This window comes from Dyadobacter sp., assembly GCF_039919315.1.
Taxonomy (GTDB): domain Bacteria; phylum Bacteroidota; class Bacteroidia; order Cytophagales; family Spirosomataceae; genus Dyadobacter.
In genome coordinates, this window is the sequence record NZ_JBDSFX010000024.1 from 73722 (window position 1) to 96873 (window position 23152).

The following is a 23152-nucleotide window of genomic DNA, read 5'->3' on the forward strand; positions in this document are numbered from 1 at the left end:
AGAAAGCTCTTTGCTTTATTTTTCAAACAGGAAGGCATGCGTAAAAACAACCAGCTGGAAACTTTGCCCGACGGAACTTGGAAACCTATCGGATCGGCTGAATCGACAGGTTTTGAAGCTGAAATCCACTGTAATCCACTGCCTGGCTGGACATTAATGCAGATTATACTTTGGCAAAAGCAAAATATTTGCCTCACGATGAAGCTGAAATCAATCCGGTAGCGGGAAAAGGACTGCATTTAAGAGAAAAATCCGTGCTGATTGAGAGGCTACACTTTTACAAGGAGGGCGGTAATTTTGTTTTTACCGAAGCATATCACCTCCAACGCGGCTACTGCTGCAAAAATGGTTGCAGGCACTGCCCGTTTCAATTGACTCAAAAGCAGTCCTGATACTTTTGACAAAAACTTTACTGAACAGATCCAAACGGCGATTTTTTGAAAGAAATTTCGCCGTTCGGATCTTTGGAATACACAGCGATACAGCCGGAATTAAGGGTAGTGTCAAAATGAGGGTTAGTCGCTGCTAATTGCTTGGGAGCTGGTTTGGAAGCGTCGAAAAAGTAAACAGTCGTGCTACCATATTTGGTGTAGGGCATCAGATCACCATATTTCTTCATTTCATCCCAAACCTGACCTTCCACGGATACTGCATAGATCCGAACAATCGGCCCCGTGTTATTTTGATTCCGGTAAACGGCTACTTCTTTGAAATTACCTTTGAGATCGCGGGTAGTCGGTAAGGAAGTGGAATCGTAAATAATGAATCCAATGGTGAGAACGATGAGGATCAGGAATACGAATTTTTTATTTTTTAAGATCATGCAGTGGGTTCGAGTTTTTGTAAAGTTAAGGCTTGGCAAATCAAAAACTATTGCCTTGGCCTTTCAACAAAAGATCAGGCGAGGAAAGTATCTGTGCCGGACCTGATTATAACAAATCTAATATTTACGATAAAGACCGCCTTCCGCATGTCGTGTCTGGTCAACGAACTTAAAATCCACGTTCAGTAAGGTATTAAAAGTATTGTATTGCACATTCAAAGTACCGGAGCTTTTCGTGATAACTCTATTGCGTATATCATTTCACGTTATTCTGTTTCGTTTTTGGAGGTACAAATCAGGTGATGTGATGACAGCTTCTTGATTCACCATTCAAAAAGTAAAAGTAGCTTGAATGCAGCACCACGTCCAGGCTTGCTATCAGCTCTTACAATGCCCCCCGGCAAGCTACTCTCTAAAAACCTATTCCATTGTCGCGGATTGCAATCAGGTAATAATCAAATTAATTTAAAAAGCTAACATGATGTCATGAAAGTTTATACTTTTGATTTATTACTATTAATACATTAAATAGTACTAAATGCAACGCTTTGATCAATCCGGGAGGTCTTAGATAAGCCGGGTGGCGATCATTTACTTAAACAAATCATTAATAGTTATGAAAACACCTTCCTTTTCAATCTGGTCATTGGGCCTGATCCTTTGGCTGCTCATCATTTCCTGCGTCGATCACGAGGAACCTAATCCTGACAGGCTGCGTGTAGCAAAGCTCACAAGGGTATTGCCGGATGCGCCAACTGATAGTATAGTCAGCCTTTTTTTGTACAATCAAATAGGGAAGGTGGGATCGTTGCTTACCTCTGTGAAATGGGGCGCTCCGGGCTCGCCGTCGGAGCAAAGCGAGTATCAATACGATGGCCAGGGCAGGCTAAGCCAGATGAAAAGGACGCTCAGCACGGGCGGATCTGAGTTATATTTGTACACCTACGACGGCTGGGGGAAACTGACATTTATTAAATACACAGGCGGAGGCAATGATTTTTATGATTTTGTTTTAACGTATGATGGTAGTGGTCAGCTGCTATCGACCAGGAGATCGTTCAGTATTTCAGGCATTAAATATGAACAGGCTAACGCCCTTACATTTGGAATGGATAATGTGAGCAGCGTTTCATCGGTCACAAAACTGGAACGGAATATTACGACTACAAGTACCGTCACTACTGATTTTGGCTATGATAACCACACGAATCCGTTCTATGGCTTGTTCCTGATTCCCGCGCCTGAAAAAATCCCAATGCCATCGTCGGGTAACTTTAACCTTTACACTTACTATGGCGGTGTCAATAATTTGCTCCACCTGAGCAAAAACAACTTGTCCTCAGCCAATGTAAAGGGAGCGTCACAAACCTTATACGAATATACCTACAATGCCTCTGGCCTGCCCACGATTCGTAAAACATGGGTGAAGTTTACCCTGGAACAGCCGCCAGTGTTGAAAGAAACGCTGATTTACGAGTATGAAACTTATTAATGCAGGAATCTAAATACAGGCCAGGTATCTATTCAGGTATCTGGCTTTTTTGATGCCTGTTTTCCATCATTTCCACATCCTGCTGTTCTTCATGCATGGACAATAGTTGTCCGGTTTTCTACAGTACTCAATCTCAAAAATGCTTCTTATGGATCAATATCATTGTTGGAGTATTTCTCATGGTGTTGGGCACTGTGTTGCTCATTACTTTGTGGACGGTTAGTTATCAGGCGATTAAGACGGCGCCGCTGAATTCGGTGAAGAGTTTGCGGAGTGAGTGAAGAATGCGTAAATTGTAGGTGATTACCTCACGTTCCATTGGATGAAATTTGCAAACCTATGAAAATCAAACCAATGAGTATGTTATCGGCAAAAGAAGAATTAGCACTGAGTGACCTGGATAGTACAAGGAAGTATCTGGATGAAATAAGTTATAATATCCGAGGTATTTTTCACGGGGATCATTCGGAAGAAATAACTACGGAATATAAGCCTGTCGATATTGCGGAGCACTTGATGAACGCGATGGATGTTCTCACGTATGCGATGGAACGGCTTACACATTTTCAAGGCTACACGAATGATTTTCCCAAAGTAAATAGCATTATCGCGTCTATGCGCCACATTTCTGAAAATATTGGTAAAATGGGCGACCAGTTAAGAGGTGGTATTTCAGAAGAGTACTACGACTTATTTACTTGCAAGCTGGATGATCTGAATGAAGTCGTCGATGACGTCGATAGGATCTTTTTCGTGCTACCATATAACAAAAGATTCATGGCGGCAGCGAACCGATTACTCGGTTTGCAATGATTATATTTTGTACCGAACGCTTTAAGGCAGAATATAAAAAGCTGACTAAGCAAAACGCATATAGAGATTTGCAAAATGAGCTCATCGACAATTTTTTTTACCGTTCGGATGATCAGATTAGTTATGGAGCAAAAATCTCGGGTACCAATACTAAAAGGCTTGTAAAAAAGCGAATTGCCGGGCGTGGAGGCTATCGAGTTTATTTTTATGCCTATGTCCTCGACAATAAGGTTTTTTTGTCCTATCTGTATCCTAAGACTGGGCCGGTAGGCAAAATGGCAATTAACGATGAATTTGAAACCTTAATTATGGAAGAAACCTTGGAAGCCATTGATAGCAACGATTTATTTGAAGTTACAGTCGTAGATAGAAGACTGAATTTCACTCCAACTGGCTCAAATAGCGATGCACTTAATTGATGATCACTTACTCCGACGTTCCTCAGCCAACTGCTTGTAAACTTCCCCCAATTCATTCTTCAACTCCTGAATAACCTTGTCCCGCTTTTCCAATTCACTTTTTGGGACAAGATCTTTCATGTACATGACCTCATCGGCAGTTCCTTCGTAGCCGAAAAGCCAGTGGGGGTGGATGTCAAATTCTTTGATTAGTATACCTGCTGCGTCTGCTGGAAGAGTTTGCTCGCCAGCCATTACTTTACTCATCTTAGAATGCGACAGCTGAAACATCTTCCCAAGAGAAGTTTGGGATAAATGATGCGCTTTTAAGATTGCAAGGATGCGTGTGTTTTCAATCATTAAAGGATAGTTTTTTCCAGTCAACACAACAATGAAACTATAAGGAAAATATTTTACCTAATATTTCATACATGTTCCAAAAGTTTCATAAATTTGATTCTAAAATTGCTTCTGAATCGATTTTTGTAAATATAAACAAACTACATGCACTATGAATTTCAAAATCATTATCCTGCCACAAACGCAAACCGAAGTATGCCTCCATCGTGATCGTAACGAGGAAGGAGAAGAAATTGTCAGGATTACTGCATTCGTAATCAGCTCATCAGGCACTGAGCCGATGTTGGAGCGGGTAGTTAGGTTTTCGGATGAAAAGTCTGCGCGGTTTTTTGTGGATGATTATTCGGAATTGTCGGCGAAGGGGTTTTTGGCGGGGTGTTTGGAGGAGGAAGGGGTTCGGGTTGGCTATTTCGGTAATCTTGTTCCGGAATTTCGATGAATAACCGCAGTGGAAACAGATCTTCTCGCGGGCTTCACTTTGCGCACAGTTACCGAAGTATCATAGATTGGGTTCTCAACTTTTAGATATGGGTCATTGCTTAGAAAAAGGATACCCTGATTTGGGAAATTGGACACAAACTCCGCGGTGGCGTCTATTTCATCCATTACATACTGCTCATTTTCGTAACTTTCGGTTGGCGTCACCTCAATAACATGCTGATTCGCCCATTCGTCAAAACCGTATAAAAATGACATATGGCTATGTTTTGCAGCAAGTGCATCCAGGAGTTTAATAACTAGCTTGTTTTCCTTTTTCATGTCATTTGATTTCTATGGTTTCTGAAAGAATCGAGGTGAGCCTTTTCGCCATTTCGTATGCTATAGTGCCTCTTGCGTGATCAATGTGCTGTTCTTTATAATCGGCAATTACACGCTCGGCCTTCAATCTGTGTATCTGTTTATAGAAATAACCGGCCTTTTGCCGGTCTATTGTTAGCAGAATATCAAAGGTAGCATTTATGATTAAATCATGCGAACCGGTGTTTGCCAATTTATGTCTGTCTTGTAATATTCGCGAACGCCTGACTTTATGAAAATGCAGCATATACTGAAATACAGAATAATAGGAACAATGTATGCTGTTTGAATAGTGGGCGTGACCGTAAATAAGCAACTCCGAGGATTTGAGGCTCTCCTCATGCCTTTTTATATAACTATTGTTCATGGATTCAATAAAGTGCGTGGATAACGAGCAGGGTAGTATTCCAGTGTTAATACCAGTATTATCATACTCGCCAAAGTAACTTTCTGCACAATCGGCAAAAATTTGATGTAAATGCCTGACCCGAAGAGAAATAGCATTCATTGCCCAAAAACGTGACCCGCTTTTTGTACCATTGAAGGATTTTTCACCGAAAAGATTACTGATGTAATTATTTTTCCAGTCGTACCCGACGGAGTTTATATCAACTTGCGATCCGCCGGGATACCGTAATGTTGCCATGACCCGCAACGCAATTGAAATGATTATTCCAATAAGAACTGAGTGTTTTCTAATCATAGGCTGTAGATCATTTCCATTTTATTAGTGCCTTATTGGTGCATTCGTGGCAACAAAGAATATTCAGCCACGAATGCACCGCGACGGCGGCGAATGAATATGAATATAATTTTTACCCAACTCAATAAACCAACCCCAGCCGCAACGCATGCAGCCCGCTCAGCCCCTGCAAATCTTCCAGATCAACTTCTTCAACTTCTGCCGAAATCGCATTTGTTTCCTGTAAATACCGGATAAAAGGCAAGTAGTCTTCCACATCCTTTTTTTCGAAGAAGATCAGTGCGATTTTATCGGGCTGCGTCAACCGTTCACCCGTGCCGCGGATGTGGGCTTTGTCTATTCGCTTTTTGATCATGTGGTAGCGGATGTTATAAGCTCCTTCCACATCAAATTTCCGCTCATCGGGCCTGAAACTGATGTCGATTGTGTGGTTGTGAATGAAAATGAGCTGGGTCGTCTGCAACACTTTTGACATTTCCGATTGAAGCGAATGTGTCATTTTTACAACCGCTATCATGGACGAAAGCTGCCAGAGCCGTAGGTTTTTCAGGTGAAAATGATTGAAATGTTTGTCGGGACTAATGGACTGACCAATGTAAATGTCATACTCGACCCCGTCGGTCCGAAATTTTTCAAAATAGCAAGGAAAAGGCTGCTGCAGCTTTTCTTTTTCGGATTCAAAATAGTTATTAATCGCATCATTGATCCTGTGCATGGAATGTTCGAACGCCTGCCGATAGGTGAAAACCGCTCCGGTTTCGGATTGAACAGCATGAAAATATTCGTTGATATACTCCCGCGTTTCGGGCTGATATTCAAACAAATGAGTAAGGTAATCTTTCGTTTCAATGTTAAGGAAATGGTTCAGGTTATTTTCCCCTACATTGCCCCATTGGTCGGAGTTCAGCGTCTGCTGCCATTTCCGGCAGTTGTAACAAAGTTCCTGCATGAGCGAAGAGCTGTCCTGGGTAACTAGTGTGTTTAATGTTTTTTCCAGCAGTTCGAGATGACATTGAAGATCTTTGCGGGTCGCCAGGTTTCGCTCAATTGTAGAATTCCGGATGTCGATGGCACCATACAGCGGGTAAACCTCTGTAAAACAAATATTTTGTGTTTCAATCGGCAGGCGCTTCTTTTTCTGATGTAAAACGAGCCACGCAGCTTCATTAAACTTCCATTGAACCGACGGCTGCAAAGAGGTAAACTGTTCTTTAATGGTGTTATCCAGTTCCAGATTAAATTCATCAATGTAGACTTGCAGGAGCTGGGCAATGGGATCAAAGGCAGGGTCAAGCCGCGATAAGGTTTTTTCGTCAAAAACCTCACCTTGCCAGGTATGCATACACAAAACACCAACGACGGTATCCTCGTAAAAAACGGGTAGAAGCGCCAGGGAGCACACGCCCAGATGGCGGAACGGTTCCAGAAATCCAATGCGCAATTCCTTTTCACCACCAATGTCGGCCGAGAAAAAGGAAATCGGACGTGCAAAATAACTTTCTGCTTGCCTCGTAAACGCTTCCTGCGTCACGTGATTTTCACCCCATACCTGCGACATAATGCCCGTTCCGGTAGTCTCATAGCCATAAACTGCCTTGTTATTGACCCTCAAAAACGGGAACAAATCGAACTCGATCCGGCTGTTTTGGACGAGCGTTTTCAGGGATTCGATAATGTTTTTGTAGCGTTCGTTTTCCTGGCCTGGAATGCGGTTCAGCCTTACTTTACGGATATTTTCGACGGCCATCTTGCTAGTAACATCCGATACATTCAACACTGCGAATCCCCGGAACCTGAACAGGTTTAGCGGAAGCACATTTTCGAGCAAAAGATTTCCGTTTTCCTTCGCAAACCTGGCGTAAAGCTCTGCGAAATCAAGCATCGGTAGCTCTTCTTTTGGCGTGATCTCAACAAAATCTGTATTCAATTTTGCCTCGAAATAACGTCTCAGGCCTGTTTCGGGATTGGTCCAAGCGTAATACTGCTGGATTTTGGCTGGAACTTTGAAGCCATATAGTCGCTCCAAAATCAGTGTATAGATAACATGAAGCCGTTCTTTGAAAAAATCGGCAGGAGCCTTCTTAGTAATGTATTGATCCGCATCCTCGGGCTTTTGTTCCAGCATTTCAAAAAGCAGGTCTGTGCCGTAAAAAATCCGTGGATTCAGCGGAAGACTAAGTCCCCAAACCAGTCTCTCTTCCGACTTATGGACGGGAGAAAGGCATGCATAAATGTGTTCGAGAAAGCCCTCGTATAAGTGAATGTCGTCCAGCGAAATATCGTTTTGCGGGATTTGATGTTCTTGAAAATAGGTCAGTAGTTGCCTATAAATGAACGCCTTCGGTGTCGTCTCCTCTGCGGCGCGCTGCTCTACAAACCGCATGAATGGCATAAATGATATCGCCACATCGATCGTCAGCCCCAGGGATTGAAAGCCGGAAACATCCTTGATTTTTACTTTCATATCGAGTAGGGGTGCCTTTTTAGGGTGCTTTGCTTTGCCGGACTTAAGATACAATTTCTAATCGGAAACGGCTGAATATTAGGCGATAACCTTCCGGAATATTTATTTTAATTAAAAATTATTGGCCAACTTCTCGCATTTTCGAATGTGACCTGCGTCATTTGCCTTATTCCCCGAATTCGCTTTTCTATATGAGACAACTGGTACCGTTCTGCATAATGCTATTCCTGATCATTTCCTGCAAGGCAAAAAAGCAAAATGAAAAAGTTGAATTCAAGGATCCGCCCGCCTCTGGACTTTCGGGACAGGAGCTTTCTATCGCACATTGCAGCCGCTGCCATGCTTTTGTAAGACCCGAACTATTAACCAAAGCGACTTGGAAAGATGTACTTCCGGCAATGGGTCACAGAATGGGCGTATATAGTGGCGGGTTCCGGCCAGACAGTTTGTTTGATGCAGGTATAAGTGGCGAGGTTGTACGTAAGGCAGGCATTTTTCCCGAAACGCCGGTTTTAGCAAAAGAAGATTGGGCTAAAATTGTAAAGCATTATCTCGACAATGCACCCGACACGATTGCGACTCCATTCCGAAAAAGCAAGATCCGGATCGGATTACCCAATTTCAAATACAGGGAAGCATCATTCAACAACCGCCCCGCATTGACAAGCATGGTCAAAATCCTGCCTGACAACCGGGGTATCGTATACGGTGACGCTAAAAACAGACGCAATGTGCTGACATTCCTAACCCTCGATCTCAAAGAAAATTACAGCATTCCGCTTGCCTCAACGCCAATCGACTACTATGAAAATGCGAATGAGCTGTACCTGACGACAATTGGAAAAGGTGTTTTTCCTACGGACGCGGCGGATGGCGCATTACATCGGTTTGGCAAAAATGGTACAAAACCAGGATTTAAACCGACGGACACGCCCATTTCGGATTTGCGCCGACCGGTTTCAATGGCATACGGAGATTTGAATAAAGATGGTTTTGAGGATATTGTGGCCTGTGAATTTGGAAATGAAACCGGGCAACTGGTCTGGTACCAAAACAATGGGAAAGGTGGTTATGACAAACGAATCCTCAGAGAAAAGTCAGGCGCGATCACGGCCATCATCAAAGATGCCAATCATGACGGGCTGCCGGATATTTATGTCCTCATGGCGCAAGCTGATGAAGGGGTTTTCTTATATGAAAATCAGGGACCGGGCAAATTTCAGGAAAAGCGGTTACTATCATTCCTGCCGCTCAATGGGTCGCAGTACATTGAACTGGCGGATTTTAATAAGGACGGTTTTGATGACATCGTCTATGTTTGTGGCGATAATGCGGACAAGACGCCGGTATTGAAGGATTACCATGGCATTTATATTTTCCTGAATGATGGTAAATCAAATTTCAAGCAATCCTATTTCTACCAGTTAAATGGTGCATACAAAGCGATGGTACGGGATTATGATCTGGACGGCGATCCGGATATAGCGGCCATTTCGTTTTTCCCGGACTACCTGAGCTATCCTGAGGAAAGTTTTATTTATCTGGAAAATAAAGGAAAGTTGCAGTTTCAGGACTACTCATTTCCCCAATCCACCAAAGGACGTTGGGTAGTGATGGACGCTGGTGATATGGATGCGGACGGGGACATTGACCTCGTTCTGGGTTCGTTTGTTTATTTCCTGCCGCAAGGCGACACGACGGGGTTAGGGAAGAAGTGGCTTACTGATGGGCCTTCGGTGATTGTTTTGGAGAATACGGTTCGGTAGGACCGACGGATTGCATTCGTTACACCAAAATGGCAAGGTAATCCTCTTTGGACTTAGTACAGTTTACAAACTCAATAAAAAACGAGCGCTTCATTAAACATTGCTTAACTTTTGCTGTTTTAATTGAACCCATTTATATCGTTTCGACTGATGAGATCAATAATGCTGCTGCTAATATTACTTACGAACATATCTTTATCAATTCTTGCTCAAAAGCAAATCTGCATTACCATCGACGACCTACCAACTGTTTCTGATCTGCATCAAACCGCTGGCAGCCGCGATTCATTAACCCGCCGTTTGCTCTCACATCTTCAACAGCATCAGGTACCTGCGATCGGATTTGTGATTGGCGAGAAGCTTATGAATGGATCGGTAGCAGATCAAAACCAACTGAAATTACTGGTACACTGGCTGGATGCCGGGTTTGACTTGGGAAATCATACTTTCACGCACCAGGGCTACAATGCTATGTCGGCTGTTATGTATCAGCGGGACATTTCAGAAGGCGAAAAACTTCTAAAACCACTGATTTTAAGGTATAATAAGCAACTCCATTATTTTCGGCACCCGTACCTTGCTCGTGGCAATACTATCGGGAAAATGGATTCTCTTACCGTATTTCTTGCCAAGTCGGGCTATAAAGAAGCTCCCGTTACGATGAACAACAGGGACTATCTTTTTTCAGCGGCATATGAAAAAGCACTGCTTAAAAAGGACAATGTCCTGGCGGAAAGCATTGGTAAACAATATATTGAATACATGATGGCTTCGGTACATTTTTACGAATCGCAGGCTGATTCTCTTTTTCATCACCCTATTCCGCACGTTTTGCTGACTCATGCCAATACGATTAATTCCATTTTCCTGGGAACGTTGCTCGCCAGATTGGAAAAGGAGGGGTATCAGTTTGTGACAATGGAAAAAGTACTTGCGCATCCCGCATATCGTTCGCAGGATCGGTTCATTGGCCCGGAAGGAATTTCATGGATCCAGAGATGGGCATTGACACAGGGGAAACCGGAGAGTTTCTGTGACGGGGAGCCGGAAATACCAGCGACTATTATAAATCCGTAAGGGGGACATTCGAAAGCTAGGCCGGACTTTCCTCCATTTCAATTCCCGCTAGCATATGGGCGAGTATGGGCGCACACTTTTCCTGGCACGATGGATAGAAATGGCCGTGCTTCCAGTAGTCGGACTTGGGGGACATTCCCCACCAAAACTCCGCCATCGCCAGCGGTTTCATCTTGTTTTGGAAAGCATATTGCAACAACTTCGGCGCAGCACATTCACCGGCACCAGCGGGAGGATTCTTGTAAGACGCATCCGTAAAGATTTCACGCAAACTTCGCAGCTCACCAGCCTGGTTTAAGAAGTGGTACTGATCAAAAATCTCATTTTGGAGGGAAACAGAATGTTTTTTTCGTAAGATTTTCAGATTCGCAATCTGTAATGCTGCCTGTTCTTCTTGCTTTTCTTCGAGCAATCTGATCTCATCATTGATCCTGGCGAGTTCTGTCATGCCGGCATTCAGAAAACCGTCCTTTGCAACGCCGTCAAAAATAGGAGGTACAAATTTCGAATGATGATTTCCCCCAGCCAATTTTCCTGAAAAGGCTGCAAGATAACCGATCTCATGCTGCGCCGTTTCCACCACCAGCACGCCGAACATTTTACCGATCACTTCCCCGTTATCACACGATAATCCAAAATTATGTTGCCATACCTGCTGGTTTTGCAGGTGTAGCTGTAACATTTCAGCCGCCTGCAAACTGAGCGGATGCGGTTGATAGTTAAATGGATAGGTAAACTTATCGGGTAAAAGATAACCAGTTATTACTTCCTCAAAAGGTGTGAAGAAATCGTCTGCCGATAAAATGGTGGGTGTTAACAAAAGTGATGTATATACTTCATTTGCAATAATACTGTGGAATACCTGATTCGTATCCGCCCACAAAAATAGCGAATTATAAGTACCCGGCGTGCTGTTTGATATGGCGCTGCCAATCAGCGAAAAAAAAACTGAAATTGCTTTGGAAATGATCTCGATTAATTATTTACTTTGTATCACAAAGTACTTTTAAATCACCGACTTAATCACGACATTGTTTTATGAAAGACGAAATCCTGTTGAATCTCGACAATCCCCGGCAGCTCGAAAGATTGTACCGGACCGACAAACCCACTTTTAGGCGCTCATTTAAAGCGTTGTATCCGGAGATGAAAGACAATGCTCTGGTTGGTTTTTGGAATGAGCGACTCAATTTTGCGAACGAGGAAATTTCCTGGGGCACTGGTAAGGACCTGGTATTTGTGATCGTTGCTTCGATAGTAGCAGGTTTGATTGCCAAGATGCCAGTAATTCTGGGGATTGATGAGGAGTTTTTCTATTCGAGAAACATTGGTTTTGTGATATTTCCAGCATTGTCGGCCTATTTCGCCTGGAAAAACAAATTGTCGGTCGGTAAAATTGCTTTGATAGCCGCTGCGATGCTGGCCGGTTCAATTTTCATTAATTTACTTCCCAATGTAAAAGAGAGCGATACCCTCGTTTTGTCGTGCATTCACCTTGCGCTATTCCTGTGGGGGATTTTGGCTTTTACTTTCGTAGGTGAAAAGAGAAATGACGTCGAAAAGCGGCTTGGATATCTACGGTATAATGGCGATCTGCTCGTCATGACCGGTCTTATTTTAATATCGGGCTTCATGATGACTGCCATAACCATTAATCTTTTCAATCTGATTGGTTTCAAAATTGAAGAGATTTATTTCAAATATTTCGGCATTTTCGGGCTTGCGGCCGCACCCATAGTCGGCACTTACCTTACACAGACCAACCCGCAATTAGTAGGTAAAGTATCACCTGTCATTGCCAGAATATTCAGTCCGCTGGTTTTGGTGATGCTGGTGATTTATCTCGTGGCTATGGTGTATTCTGGCAAGGATCCCTATAACGACCGCGAGTTTTTATTGATTTTCAACGCATTACTGGTTGGGGTATTGGCTATTATTTTCTTTTCCGTAGCCGAAACATCGAAGACAACTGACACTAAGATTGAAATTTGGGTGCTTTTGCTGCTATCTGCCGTCACGATCCTTGTTAATGGTATCGCATTGTCGGCGATCTTGTTCCGGATCTCAGAGTGGGGGATTACGCCCAATCGCGCTGCGGTACTAGGTAGTAATGTCCTGATCCTGATCAATTTGCTCCTGGTGGCCGGCCAACTTTTTAAGGTACTTTACTATAAAGGCAACATCATTGGGGTCGGTAAATCGATTGCCTATTATTTGCCAATCTACTTCCTATGGGCCATTATTGTGACTTTCCTGTTTCCATTCCTGTTTGGATTCAGGTAAAAATCCATGCACAATTCTTAAACTAAACTGAATGGACGGCTGCATACCTACGGGATGTAGCCGTTTTTGATAGGGAGGTAAAATATTTTCTTGTACTAGACTACCTGGAAGATTTTTTCATTAATAAATATTTCCAGGGGTAGTCCTAAGTGACGGTGAAGATTATGAATTTGCTGCAAAGTGAAGTACCGCTTCCGGTTAAGTATCTCAGATACTCTTGACTTGGGTCCGATGAATTGCTCCAAATCTTTGTTTTTCCAACCGTTTTCTTCCATCAGATATTTGAGTGCATCAATCGGATCAGGACAGGGTATAGGATTGTGCGTTTGTTCATAAGCGTGTACCAGGGTACTTATGACATCCAATTCATCATCCAATTCAGAATAAGGGGCTGGGGCCAAAATAAGTAATTCGTCGATTCGATGAAGGGCATTTTGATAATCCAATGCCGTTTTTATGGGTGTTACAGTTACGGTGCTCATAGATTGAGGTATGATACTCGATACTTACCAGGATAATTGCCGCTTTTTACTGCCCGATTAATATTTGCGGTTACAAAATTTATATACAAATAAATTATATATAAATTTATTGCTATCATTACAATCAAATTTCTTCTGCATGTTTTAAATAGCCTGATCGTCATTATGAGAAACATCATCATTCGGAACAAAAAAGTAAGACTGTTAGTGGTGACGCTACTGACCGGTTTGGCAGGCTACCTGATTGCCACGACTTACATCGCCAATAAACCAGTTGTCATTCAGGTAGATTTACAAAATACTCACTCGTACCTCGAAGGGAAAAAGGTGTATCTGGGAGATCAGGAAACCAAAGCATTCCTGGATTCGACGCTCGTTAAGAATGGAAAGTTCAAGCTGTCAATCAGCCCCAGTAAGAATTTCGTGCCGTTTGAAGCGGCGATGTTGTACGCCACAGGTAATCCATCAAACCCATATTGGTTGCTGGGTTACAAGAATCCATTTCGTAGCAAAACCTTTATGAGCAACTTTTATGTCGACAGAGGTACAATGAATTTTACGGTCGATACTTCATCTGCTGTTAAAAAGAAGGAAATGATTGCGCTGAAATTCACAAACATGAATGTGCAAACTGAGGCGTGCTATAAAATGATGAACTTTAAAGCGGGTCCAAAAAAATCAGTTGAAACAGTCGCATATAACACGACAATCATCGAAAAGTACCCGGCTTCCATACACCTCCTGCGGCAGCTGGACTGGCAAAAGTCGAATTTTGAAGATCCGGATTTGAAACATCTTTTGTCACTCTTTGACGCATCAGTTCACCGTTCTACATTGTTTGGAAACTTAAATAAATACATTAGTTACAAAAATGAAACGGGTGAAATTTTCCCAACTGACATTGCGCTGAAAAAGCCTGACAATAGCAAAACCAGCTCGGTACTTGATCCTGATAAGTACAATTTGGTGGTATTCTGGGCGAGCTGGTGTGGTCCCTGCCGACAGGAAATTCCTCAAATCAAGAAGTTGTACGCTGATCATCAAGACAAACTCAGCGTCACCAGTATTTCCATTGACCGGAAAGAGGATCAATGGAGAAGTGCTGTGGCAAAAGAAAAGATGCCATGGTCTCAACTGCTCATGACACGTGACAGCTCATTTGTGAAGCTGGACAAAAAATACAATCTGAATGCCATTCCGGTATGGGTTTTGCTGGATTCGCAGGGCAAACTGATCGATAAGCAGGTGGGCCTACATCAGGGCAAGGATGCCATTGACTACAAAGTTGCAAGCTATATGGAGCAACAGTAACCGAGGCGGGAGGTTGGGATTTTTCAATGTATTATCACTACACCATTGTGATGACGAAGATGGTAGAGTGAAAACCTGCGGGATGTCTATTATGACGGGGATATTGACATGACTAACAAATTTGACATAAACTAATGAAAACACTCATTCTCGCTTTTTTTCTAATGACAAGCTTTTCACCAGAAGGTAAGCTCTCCGTTTACCTAATCGGAGATTCAACAATCGCTATCAAGCAGGTGAGCGCTTATCCGGAAACGGGATGGGGAATGCCGTTTGCTTATTTTTTTGATGATAGTGTTGCCGTGGTCAATGCAGCGATGAATGGGCGCAGTACCCGCACTTTTATTGAAGAAAATCGTTGGCAGCCCATTGCCGACAAGCTGCAAAAAGGTGATTACGTCCTGATCCAGTTTGGGCATAATGATGAGGTGAAAACGAAGAAAAGTTATACGACTGAGGTTGAGTTTCAGGAGAACCTGCAAAAGTTTATCGATGAAAGTCAGGTTAAGAAGGCTATTCCGATATTGATAACGCCAGTGGCCCGGAGAAGTTTTGATGCTTCCGGAAAAATCGTGGATACGCATGCTGCCTACTCACAACTTGTACGTGCCGTAGCGAATAAAAATCAGCTGCCCTACATTGATCTGGACAAGCTCAGCCAGGATTTATTGCAGAAAATGGGTCCTGAAAATTCCAAATTTTTGTTCCTGCACCTGCAACCCGATGAACATCCGAATTATCCTGAGGGTAAAGAAGATAACACGCATTTCAGTGAGTTTGGCGCGAGGAAAATGGCGGAATTGGTGTTGGCGGATTTGAAAAGGCAAAAAATAGATTTGACCCTGCGGATTCGGAAAAGTAAATGAAAGTTAGGCGTAGTCTCTGACTACGTCTTGGCGACATCAGGTCTCTGACCGATTTTCGTATATTGTGCTCCTGCCGGTCGGAGACCGGCGATCACTCGGACGTAGTCGGAGACTATGCCCAACTTTGGGATTATTATCACCGTGAACCTATCACATCAAAATAAGGTAAATCAAATCAATAAAAACCTTTAATGATTGCGTGAATAGAAACGTATTTACATGAGCAGCGATCAATTATGAAAATTAATTTTATCTGCATTCTGACTATTCTTTTCGTCTTTCAAAAGGCTGATGTCAATGGACTGGCCGTTACTTTTAATGCCGTCGACCGCGCTAATCCGAGAACCATTCTCTGGAAGATTTCAAAACCGGGTTTATCGAAGCCATCTTATCTTCTGGGGATTAACCACATTGTTTCGGCTGATTGGCTTTATACTTTTCCCGAAATCAAAGATGTGATCGAGTCTTCGGAACTATTGGTGACGGAATTGTTTGGGGATAATGACCGCGCGATCATTGGCAATACTAGGGAAATGGATATCAAAAACCGGTCAAAGGTTAATCTCCGGGCAGTTGACTTATTAACTCCGAAACAGTATGCGACCCTGGACTCATTTTTTATAGCCAAGGTAGGCGAAGGGATCACAAACAACCAAGAGGCGCTGGAAATGAATGTAGCGGAAATGAGCAGCGCCATTTTAATGACACTGCTTACTGATAAGAATAATCCCAACGAGAAACCTTGTATGGACCGCGAGTTGTTCAAGATTTTCAAGGATAAGCAAATGAATACGCTGGCCCTGGATCACATCGAAAACTTTGAATTTGATGATACAAATAAGGAGCGGGGCAGGGAAATACTGTCGTCCTTCGTGGAACTAAGCAAAGGAGGAAATGATCCTGGCTGGAATATTTCGGATACCACTTACACCGTGGGGAAATTTCTTCATGACTACAAGATGATGAACCTTGACTATAAACTAACCAAGACGGATCCTGAAAAAGAGTCTTTCCTAAACAGCCATACAGTTCGTGAGCGGAATGATCGCTGGATGCCGTTAATAGAGTCAAGCATCTCTCAGAAAAGTGCTCTAATTGCTGTGGGAGCCGCGCACCTTTGGTACAATACCGGTGTGATAGCATTGTTGCGTTCCAAAGGTTACACGGTGGAGCCAGTCCTGTTACGAAAGTTTCAGTAAAACACTACAAATTCTGCTTCTTCAACTCGCCCACAGCATGATGTGCAGCGCGCGCGGTCATCGCCATGTAGGTAATGGATGGATTGACGCAAGATGAGGAAACCATCGCAGCGCCGTCCGTTACAAATACATTTTTGCAGTCGTGTACCTGATTGAATTTGTTTAAAACGGACGTTTTTGGGTCTTTTCCCATGCGAGCGGTTCCCATATCATGAATCCCCAGCCCCGGATGCGTATCCTGGCGGTTGAACCCGGAAACGTTCTTAAAACCGGCTACTTCCAGCATTTCCACCGCCGAAGTCATCATATCTTTCCGCATGGCCAGCTCGTTTTCTCCAAATGCAGCGTCAAAAACGATCATCGGAATGCCCCATTTGTCTTTTTTATCTTTATCCAAAAACATGCGGTTGGAAGGATCGGGCAGGATTTCGCCGAAACCGCCGAAGCCCATTGTCCAGGTTCCCGGACGCGTCATATCTTCTTTGAAATTTGCTCCGAAACCGTCCATCGTGATCCCACGCTTCCAGTCACTTTTGCTTGCGCCTCCCTGATAGCCATAGCCACGCAGGAAATCTTTTTTATCCGTTCCCCAATTCCTGAACCGCGGTATATAAAGTGCATTGGGTCGTTGACCGAATATATAATCTTTCTCAAATCCGTCAACCGTAGCATTCGCGCCGACGCCGAGGTGGTGGTCCATGATATTACGACCTACCTGGTCGCTGTCGTTACCCAGCCCTGTCGGGAAACGGCTTGATTTTGAGTTCAATAACAATGCTGCCGAATTCATTGAACCGGCATTCAGGAACACGATTTTAGCAAAAAACTCTTCCACGGCCATGGTATTCTGGTTGATCACGCGAACACCTTTTGCCTTTTTTGTTTTTCCATCATAAATAATCTCGCTGGCAATGGTATCGTGTAAAACGGTCAGTTTATTGGTTTTTCGCGCGGCCGGGATGGAGCCGGACAATGAACTGTAATAGGCACCATAAGGACATCCTCTGGCGCATTTGTTGCGATACTGGCAGGATGCACGGCCCAGGTCAGTGTGCCAGGGCTGCGGTTTGGTCAGGTTAGCAATGCGGCCGATCGTCACGGGGCGATTCAGTTTTTTCATCATTGTCTCCTTGAAATAGAGTTCCGGCGCGCTCATTGGCATCGCAGGCAGGTAATGTCCGTCGGGCAACACTTCCCAGCCTTCCGCCTGGCCGCTGATACCCACAAATTTTTCGACGTGTGTATACCAGGGTTCCAGATCTTCATACCGGATCGGCCAGTCGATGGCAATGCCTTCTTTTGCATTCGCTTCGAAATCTTTTTTATTCATCCGGTACGATTGCCGTCCCCAATGCATCGATTTACCGCCCGTATGATACGCCCTGATCCAGTCAAAAGGGCGTTTTTCAATGTATGGATTTTTCTTGTCGTCGGTAAAAAACGCACCGGTTTCCTCATTGGCCAGGGTACCGAAACGGCTGTTTGCCCAGTATTCTTCGGCGGATTGGATCGACACTTTGCCTCTGTGCGCAAACTCCCAGGGGCCTTTCATCGCCGTGTCATAATCTTCAATGTGCTTCACCTCCCGGCCGCGCTCGATCATGAGCACCTGCATGCCACGCTCGGTAAGTTCCTTGGCCGCCATGCCGCCGGTCATACCCGATCCGATCACGATGGCGTCATATGTATTGGCTTTCTGTGCTTTTAAATTCAGGTTCATGGGGGTAGCGGGCTAGTAGGCGAAAGATTTTTGATTGGGTTTCAGTTGGATCATTTCGAGCCGACCCGGTATCGGAACATAGTCGAAGGATGCTTTAATGCCGGCTTCGGAAGTGAAATAGCCAAGCATAGTCAGCTCTTTCATCAACCGCCAATAAGGTACGCCTTTGGCTTGTGCCGCCATTTGTTCCCTGTCGTCATTGTCACCCATTTTCGTTTGCTGGACCTGATAAGCCTTCATTTGTTCAACTGTATCACGTTCAACCTGTTGAAGAACTTCCGTCCTTTTCGGTGCATCCAGTGTTAGAAATCCTTTTTGTTCGAGGTTTTTCACGCCCTCCAAAAAACTGGTATGCTCCGGCGTTTTGTAGCAATCCTGCAACATCATGACGATGAATGCAGGCACGCCGGTATCCTTCGCGCCGGGAGTCGCGGTTTTGGGAATGATCATTTCGGCCACCTCGGCGATAATTTGTTTTTGCTGGTCGGTAACATTGAAATCAGCAAAAGATGCGCGGCCCTTACCTGGGTCAAGTTCCCAATGATTCATTGCCAGCAGTGTCGGCGCCGAAAATGTTCCTCCGATCAGGAAGGCAACACGCTGAATAGCATCTCTTCTGTTCATTTTTTTTGATTTGATATCGACGGTGGACTGAACACTTGTTTGATTCCCGAACAGACAAATTTCCGGACTGTGGTAAAAGCGGGGAAGTACCTTTTTTTAATGATCATTTTCTAAATGTCATTGTTAAAAAATCATGAGCGTACAAAATTATTCGTTGCCATGGTTAAAACTAGACCAGTCCCGCCTTAGCATTACAAGAAATGTTTTGACTTGCAGGTACTTGGGTATGCGTAAATTGTTTGACAGTGGGTTGTGTTTTTATTGGACGTTGCTACTTCTGACGGGCTGGTCGTGTGGGCGCAGTCAGGAAACTTCCAAACCGAAAGAGAAGGCTGAAACAGAAACTATCGCCGATTTGGGAGCGTTGCCGCGGTTTGTTACCGATCATCCCGGTAATCCGACGAGCCCGGAGAAGGTACAACTCGGCCGGTTGCTGTTCTTCGACCCGGTATTATCTGGCAATAGGGATGTAGCCTGCGCCACCTGCCATCAGCCTGAATTCAGTTATGCTGAGTTTCTGGAAACGTCCATTGGTGTGAATGGGGTAGGGAGGGGTTCGAAGCGTGTTTTCCCAGATCCCAATGACATTCCTTTCGTCAAACGAAATTCGCAAAGTCTTTTGAATGTGGCTTTTAACGGCATCCGTAATGATGAACCCTATCACCCCGAATCGGCTGTGATGTTTTGGGACGTGCGTGCCAAAAGCCTGGAAGAACAGGCACTTTTCCCGATCAGGACATTTGAAGAAATGAGGGGACACGGGTATGAGGAAGATCGGGTCGTGGAAGGAATTGTTAAAAGGTTGAAGGACATCCCCGAATATCGCAGTTTGTTTTCGGGTGCATTCAATGGAGAAAGCGATCCCGTCAATGCCGGTAATCTGGGCAAAGCCATTGCATCGTACGAGAGAACATTAATCGCCAACAATTCCCGGTTTGACCAATATATGAGAGGCGACAGCAGCGCGCTTACCACTGGTGAAAAAGAAGGGCTAAACCTGTTTCTGAAATCGGGCTGTGCCAAATGTCATTCCGGGCCTATGTTGTCGGATTTTAAATTGCACACGCTCGGGGTTCCTGATACCCGCAACCGGAAGGAAAGTGACACCGGCGGTAATGAAAATTACGGATTTCGTACGCCTACATTGCGGAACCTACGCTACACAGGCCCATATATGCACAGCGGCGCCTTCAAAACCCTGGATCAGGTGCTGTTGTTCTATGAGGACCTGGCCGGTGGAAAAATAGAAAATCCGAATGTGGCAATGTATCAAATGGATACGCTGATCAATCAGATGAATGTGAAGTTCAAAGACATTGACCGGATCGTGGAGTTTCTGAATGCATTGAATGACGACTCGTTCGATAACACCATTCCGGCCAAAGTACCCAGCGGCCTGCCGGTATCAGGGCGATGATTTAGAATGATCATTCCAGAATCTACTTTTTGAAATTTCCAGAAGAAACGATGGACCATCTTAGCTGAATCCCAAGACTCAGAAATTGCAGATTTTCAGAAGTTAATGTACCAATAGGATACTTCACAAATGGCTCAACAGAAAGGTTGGTCGCGTTCCATGGATAATCGAAGCCCAATGCAAAATTGATTGTCGATCCAAAGCCAAATTTGTCACGGACGCGATCGTCTCTTACCACACTTGTCTCTTCCAGTGTTTGTGTTTTCACGATGGGCGAACCGTTTTCAAGATAAGTGACGGTTGTCAAAACACGGCTGTTGCTATATGTATAATCAAATTTCTGGCCGAAAGTACCGAGTGCGGACAATCCGCCGGAAACGTAAATGTTCCATTTCCGGGCTGGAAGCATTCGATAGCGAACATTCAGGGGTATCTCCGCATGAAGCCACCTGTAATCTACCTGGTCCAGGTGCGGGATTCCGCTTTGGGCCTGACTGAAAGCTACTTTTTCCTTTTGTATCCGCAGCGATTGCTGGCCGAAACTCAGTCCGGTACTGAGGTCTATTTTTTTGGACAATGGAATGTCGGCAAGCCCGCCGAGTCCAAAACTATATCCGGGCAAGGAGCTGGTCGCGCGATTGACATTTTGGTTTAAAACCATACTGTACCCAAGCCGCGAAGAATGGTTGGGTGCTTCTTCTGGTAAGTCATTCGTTCTGAATGGGATAAAGGGCTTTGGGATTTGTACAGCCAAGTATGTAAATTGCTTGGCAATCAATGATTCGTAGTCCGAATTTTGTCGGTAACTCAAATCCTGGTCGGCAACTACCCCGGTTTCTGTATTGGAATAATCACTAAATTTCTGATCTGTCAAATCTGAAACCTGATGCGAGCCGTTAATTCCGACAGATGATTTCTTATTTTCTGGAATCACAGTCAAATTTCTTGAAGCTAATTCGCTTTTCGGGGCCGAAGCCACTGAGAAATTGGCCGGATTTTGAATGCTGTCAGATTGTGAATGTTCCGCGGTTTTTATTGATTTACTTTCAGGTAGATGTTTTCCTGCAACTGTGGTTTTTGAATGATCTACTACCAGTTTATTAACGCCCCAGCCGACAGCTAATGCAAGGAAAAGCATTGCTGCGATCTTGTAGAAAAAGAATATCAAACGCTTTCTGTCGTCTTTTTTCTTTCTGAATATCTCAAAATGATCCCATGAACCTTCCTGGTAAGGAATGTTGTAATTCTTTAATCCATCTAATGTTTTTCTGTCAAAAGGTGCTTTTTCTGACATGGTTATTTAATGATTCGGTTCTGTGAATTAATCAGCTCGCGCAGTTTCTGCTTGGCTTTCGTCAGGTATGCACGTGAGGATGACGCGGGTATTTTCAGCATCTTTCCAATTTCTTCATGACTATATCCTTCGACCTCATTTAAATTGAAAATCACTTTCCATAGAGGCGGTAACTGGTTCATCAGTAGCAGGATATCGTTAATGCTTTGGTGGTCGCTCTGATCATCCTGGGTAGAAAAATTGGGAATGGTATCGTCAAGACTGGCGAAAAAGAAGTGTCGCTTTTCCTTTCTGAAATAGTCAATGGAAGTGTTCACGATCAATTTGCGCATCCAGCCGCGAAACGATTTGATCTCTTTGACCTGTTTGGGAAGCTGGTTGAAAATTTTGAGAAAAGAATCATTGACAACTTCCTGGGCAAGATCGGTATGGGTGAGATATCTCAGGGTTATACCCATTGCGAAGCCAAAAAAATGTTTGAATAGGTATTCCTGCGCCTTTGGGTCACGCTTTGCGCACCTTTCAATCCATGCCTGCTCAATAGCTGTACAATCAGATAACCATTCCACATTAAAAACATAACATTGCCTGTACGGGCGAACCGTACAGGCAATCGATTAGTAATTATTTGTTGCTTACCGAACCATTAGGATCAATGGCAGTGTCGATAGGTTGGGAACCGTTCGAAACATTTACTGTCACATCTTTCGGGTCAATGTTAGGTCCGAAAAGTTCTTTCAGGTCAACAGTCAGCTCGTGGGTCAGAATAGCCGTATGCTCAACTTCGCCTGTTTGGCTATACGCGAGCACAATACGCGCCTGCGCCGGATAGGATTCGAGCAGAACGCCGTCCCAAACCACCTTATAACTGGCGACGCTGCCAGGTCCTTCTACAATGATTTTAAGGACATTACCTTCGCGTTTCAGGTTTTTGATTTCGAAAGTGGGGCCTTCGTGCTTTTCGCGGGCTGCCAGTAAGCGAGCAAATTCTTCGGCATTGGTCTGTAACTGTAGCTCTTTTGGATCGCCTAGTGGGGCAGCGTCTTTGTCGTTACAGGCAAATAGTAAGAACGTCGCTACTACAAATAGGAACAGGCTTGAAGCGGTAATCTTGATTTGTTTCATGTTTTTCCAGCTAATGTTTGTTTTGTACCCATGTCGGAAATGGGATGCGAAACGCTACATTTTTAGGGAAAAATATTTATAAACCCGAAACAGGATCACACAGCACAGGTTCTGCGGAAAAGCGCTGCATAGTCAGG

General features: G+C 44.0%; 25 protein-coding genes. 13 read left to right on the forward strand and 12 right to left on the reverse strand.

Annotation, left to right across the window (positions count from 1 at the left end):
- Positions 1-36 precede the first annotated feature (36 nt).
- Complete coding sequence (locus tag ABIO93_RS07280) at positions 37-222, forward strand: hypothetical protein (RefSeq protein WP_348066008.1); 186 nt, start codon at positions 37-39, stop codon at positions 220-222.
- A 32-nt stretch (positions 223-254) separates the two neighbouring features.
- Entirely contained in the window at positions 255-392 is a 138-nt protein-coding gene (locus ABIO93_RS07285; protein ID WP_348066099.1) for a DUF5522 domain-containing protein, read from the forward strand.
- Positions 393-409: 17 nt separating this feature from the next.
- Here ABIO93_RS07285 and ABIO93_RS07290 read toward each other — a convergent pair whose 3' ends face one another.
- Positions 410-823 (reverse strand): hypothetical protein, encoded by a 414-nt coding sequence (locus ABIO93_RS07290; RefSeq protein WP_348066010.1) that lies wholly within the window; start codon positions 821-823, stop codon positions 410-412.
- Positions 824-1439: 616 nt separating this feature from the next.
- Between ABIO93_RS07290 and ABIO93_RS07295 the strand changes: the two genes are divergently transcribed.
- The 3 genes from ABIO93_RS07295 to ABIO93_RS07305 all read left to right on the forward strand — a co-directional run bounded on the left by ABIO93_RS07295 (position 1440) and on the right by ABIO93_RS07305 (position 3547).
- Positions 1440-2315, forward strand: coding sequence for a hypothetical protein (locus tag ABIO93_RS07295; protein ID WP_348066012.1), 876 nt, complete (start codon positions 1440-1442; stop codon positions 2313-2315).
- 339 nt (positions 2316-2654) lie between these two features.
- Positions 2655-3128 carry a hypothetical protein gene (locus ABIO93_RS07300; protein WP_348066014.1) on the forward strand — a complete coding sequence of 158 codons (474 nt, stop codon included), beginning with the start codon at positions 2655-2657 and terminating at the stop codon, positions 3126-3128.
- Positions 3125-3547, forward strand: a complete 423-nt coding sequence (locus tag ABIO93_RS07305; protein WP_348066016.1) for a hypothetical protein — start codon at positions 3125-3127, stop codon at positions 3545-3547. Before ABIO93_RS07300 ends, ABIO93_RS07305 begins: the two co-directional genes overlap by 4 nt.
- Before the next feature lie 3 nt (positions 3548-3550).
- Here ABIO93_RS07305 and ABIO93_RS07310 read toward each other — a convergent pair whose 3' ends face one another.
- Entirely contained in the window at positions 3551-3886 is a 336-nt protein-coding gene (locus ABIO93_RS07310; protein ID WP_348066018.1) for an XRE family transcriptional regulator, read from the reverse strand.
- A 151-nt stretch (positions 3887-4037) separates the two neighbouring features.
- Between ABIO93_RS07310 and ABIO93_RS07315 the strand changes: the two genes are divergently transcribed.
- Positions 4038-4325, forward strand: coding sequence for a hypothetical protein (locus ABIO93_RS07315; RefSeq protein ID WP_348066020.1), 288 nt, complete (start codon positions 4038-4040; stop codon positions 4323-4325).
- Here ABIO93_RS07315 and ABIO93_RS07320 read toward each other — a convergent pair.
- From ABIO93_RS07320 to ABIO93_RS07330, 3 genes are all read right to left on the reverse strand, one after another.
- The gene (locus tag ABIO93_RS07320; RefSeq protein WP_348066022.1) at positions 4292-4645 is read right to left on the reverse strand and encodes a hypothetical protein; all 354 of its coding nucleotides are present in this window, start codon (positions 4643-4645) and stop codon (positions 4292-4294) included. The genes ABIO93_RS07315 and ABIO93_RS07320 overlap by 34 nt on opposite strands.
- Before the next feature lies 1 nt (position 4646).
- Positions 4647-5330 (reverse strand): hypothetical protein, encoded by a 684-nt coding sequence (locus tag ABIO93_RS07325; protein WP_348066024.1) that lies wholly within the window; start codon positions 5328-5330, stop codon positions 4647-4649.
- A gap of 178 nt (positions 5331-5508) precedes the next feature.
- Positions 5509-7851 carry a GAF domain-containing protein gene (locus tag ABIO93_RS07330; RefSeq protein ID WP_348066026.1) on the reverse strand — a complete coding sequence of 781 codons (2343 nt, stop codon included), beginning with the start codon at positions 7849-7851 and terminating at the stop codon, positions 5509-5511.
- Positions 7852-8042: 191 nt separating this feature from the next.
- On the opposite strand from ABIO93_RS07330, the gene ABIO93_RS07335 reads away from it, so the two are divergent.
- Together ABIO93_RS07335 and ABIO93_RS07340 are read left to right on the forward strand one after the other, a co-directional pair.
- Positions 8043-9617 (forward strand): VCBS repeat-containing protein, encoded by a 1575-nt coding sequence (locus ABIO93_RS07335; RefSeq protein WP_348066028.1) that lies wholly within the window; start codon positions 8043-8045, stop codon positions 9615-9617.
- A 150-nt stretch (positions 9618-9767) separates the two neighbouring features.
- Positions 9768-10694 carry a polysaccharide deacetylase family protein gene (locus ABIO93_RS07340; RefSeq protein ID WP_348066030.1) on the forward strand — a complete coding sequence of 309 codons (927 nt, stop codon included), beginning with the start codon at positions 9768-9770 and terminating at the stop codon, positions 10692-10694.
- Between the two features lie 16 nt (positions 10695-10710).
- On the opposite strand, the gene ABIO93_RS07345 is transcribed toward ABIO93_RS07340, so the two are convergent.
- Complete coding sequence (locus ABIO93_RS07345; protein WP_348066032.1) at positions 10711-11514, reverse strand: pseudouridylate synthase; 804 nt, start codon at positions 11512-11514, stop codon at positions 10711-10713.
- Between the two features lie 218 nt (positions 11515-11732).
- Between ABIO93_RS07345 and ABIO93_RS07350 the strand changes: the two genes are divergently transcribed.
- Entirely contained in the window at positions 11733-12977 is a 1245-nt protein-coding gene (locus ABIO93_RS07350) for a hypothetical protein (protein WP_348066034.1), read from the forward strand.
- A gap of 95 nt (positions 12978-13072) precedes the next feature.
- On the opposite strand, the gene ABIO93_RS07355 is transcribed toward ABIO93_RS07350, so the two are convergent.
- On the reverse strand, positions 13073-13459 hold the full coding sequence (locus tag ABIO93_RS07355) for a transcriptional regulator (RefSeq protein WP_348066036.1): 387 nt from the start codon (positions 13457-13459) through the stop codon (positions 13073-13075).
- 165 nt (positions 13460-13624) lie between these two features.
- Here ABIO93_RS07355 and ABIO93_RS07360 point away from each other — a divergent pair, with 165 nt between their 5' ends.
- From ABIO93_RS07360 to ABIO93_RS07370, 3 genes are all read left to right on the forward strand, one after another.
- The gene (locus tag ABIO93_RS07360; RefSeq protein WP_348066038.1) at positions 13625-14770 is read left to right on the forward strand and encodes a TlpA disulfide reductase family protein; all 1146 of its coding nucleotides are present in this window, start codon (positions 13625-13627) and stop codon (positions 14768-14770) included.
- A gap of 134 nt (positions 14771-14904) precedes the next feature.
- Positions 14905-15636: a rhamnogalacturonan acetylesterase gene (locus ABIO93_RS07365; protein WP_348066040.1), complete on the forward strand. Its 732-nt coding sequence runs from the start codon at positions 14905-14907 to the stop codon at positions 15634-15636.
- A 236-nt stretch (positions 15637-15872) separates the two neighbouring features.
- Entirely contained in the window at positions 15873-16835 is a 963-nt protein-coding gene (locus ABIO93_RS07370) for a TraB/GumN family protein (protein ID WP_348066042.1), read from the forward strand.
- Between the two features lie 4 nt (positions 16836-16839).
- Here ABIO93_RS07370 and ABIO93_RS07375 read toward each other — a convergent pair whose 3' ends face one another.
- Both ABIO93_RS07375 and ABIO93_RS07380 read right to left on the reverse strand, forming a co-directional pair.
- The gene (locus tag ABIO93_RS07375) at positions 16840-18555 is read right to left on the reverse strand and encodes a GMC family oxidoreductase (protein WP_348066044.1); all 1716 of its coding nucleotides are present in this window, start codon (positions 18553-18555) and stop codon (positions 16840-16842) included.
- A gap of 12 nt (positions 18556-18567) precedes the next feature.
- The gene (locus ABIO93_RS07380) at positions 18568-19179 is read right to left on the reverse strand and encodes a gluconate 2-dehydrogenase subunit 3 family protein (protein WP_348066046.1); all 612 of its coding nucleotides are present in this window, start codon (positions 19177-19179) and stop codon (positions 18568-18570) included.
- A gap of 226 nt (positions 19180-19405) precedes the next feature.
- Here ABIO93_RS07380 and ABIO93_RS07385 point away from each other — a divergent pair, with 226 nt between their 5' ends.
- Complete coding sequence (locus ABIO93_RS07385; RefSeq protein ID WP_348066048.1) at positions 19406-20596, forward strand: cytochrome c peroxidase; 1191 nt, start codon at positions 19406-19408, stop codon at positions 20594-20596.
- A 22-nt stretch (positions 20597-20618) separates the two neighbouring features.
- Here ABIO93_RS07385 and ABIO93_RS07390 read toward each other — a convergent pair whose 3' ends face one another.
- The 3 genes from ABIO93_RS07390 to ABIO93_RS07400 are packed head-to-tail and all read right to left on the reverse strand — an operon-like array spanning position 20619 to position 23015.
- Positions 20619-21890 carry an outer membrane beta-barrel protein gene (locus ABIO93_RS07390; protein WP_348066050.1) on the reverse strand — a complete coding sequence of 424 codons (1272 nt, stop codon included), beginning with the start codon at positions 21888-21890 and terminating at the stop codon, positions 20619-20621.
- 2 nt (positions 21891-21892) lie between these two features.
- Positions 21893-22459 carry a sigma-70 family RNA polymerase sigma factor gene (locus ABIO93_RS07395; RefSeq protein ID WP_348066052.1) on the reverse strand — a complete coding sequence of 189 codons (567 nt, stop codon included), beginning with the start codon at positions 22457-22459 and terminating at the stop codon, positions 21893-21895.
- Between the two features lie 55 nt (positions 22460-22514).
- On the reverse strand, positions 22515-23015 hold the full coding sequence (locus tag ABIO93_RS07400) for a hypothetical protein (RefSeq protein WP_348066054.1): 501 nt from the start codon (positions 23013-23015) through the stop codon (positions 22515-22517).
- Between the last annotated feature and the right edge of the window lie 137 nt (positions 23016-23152).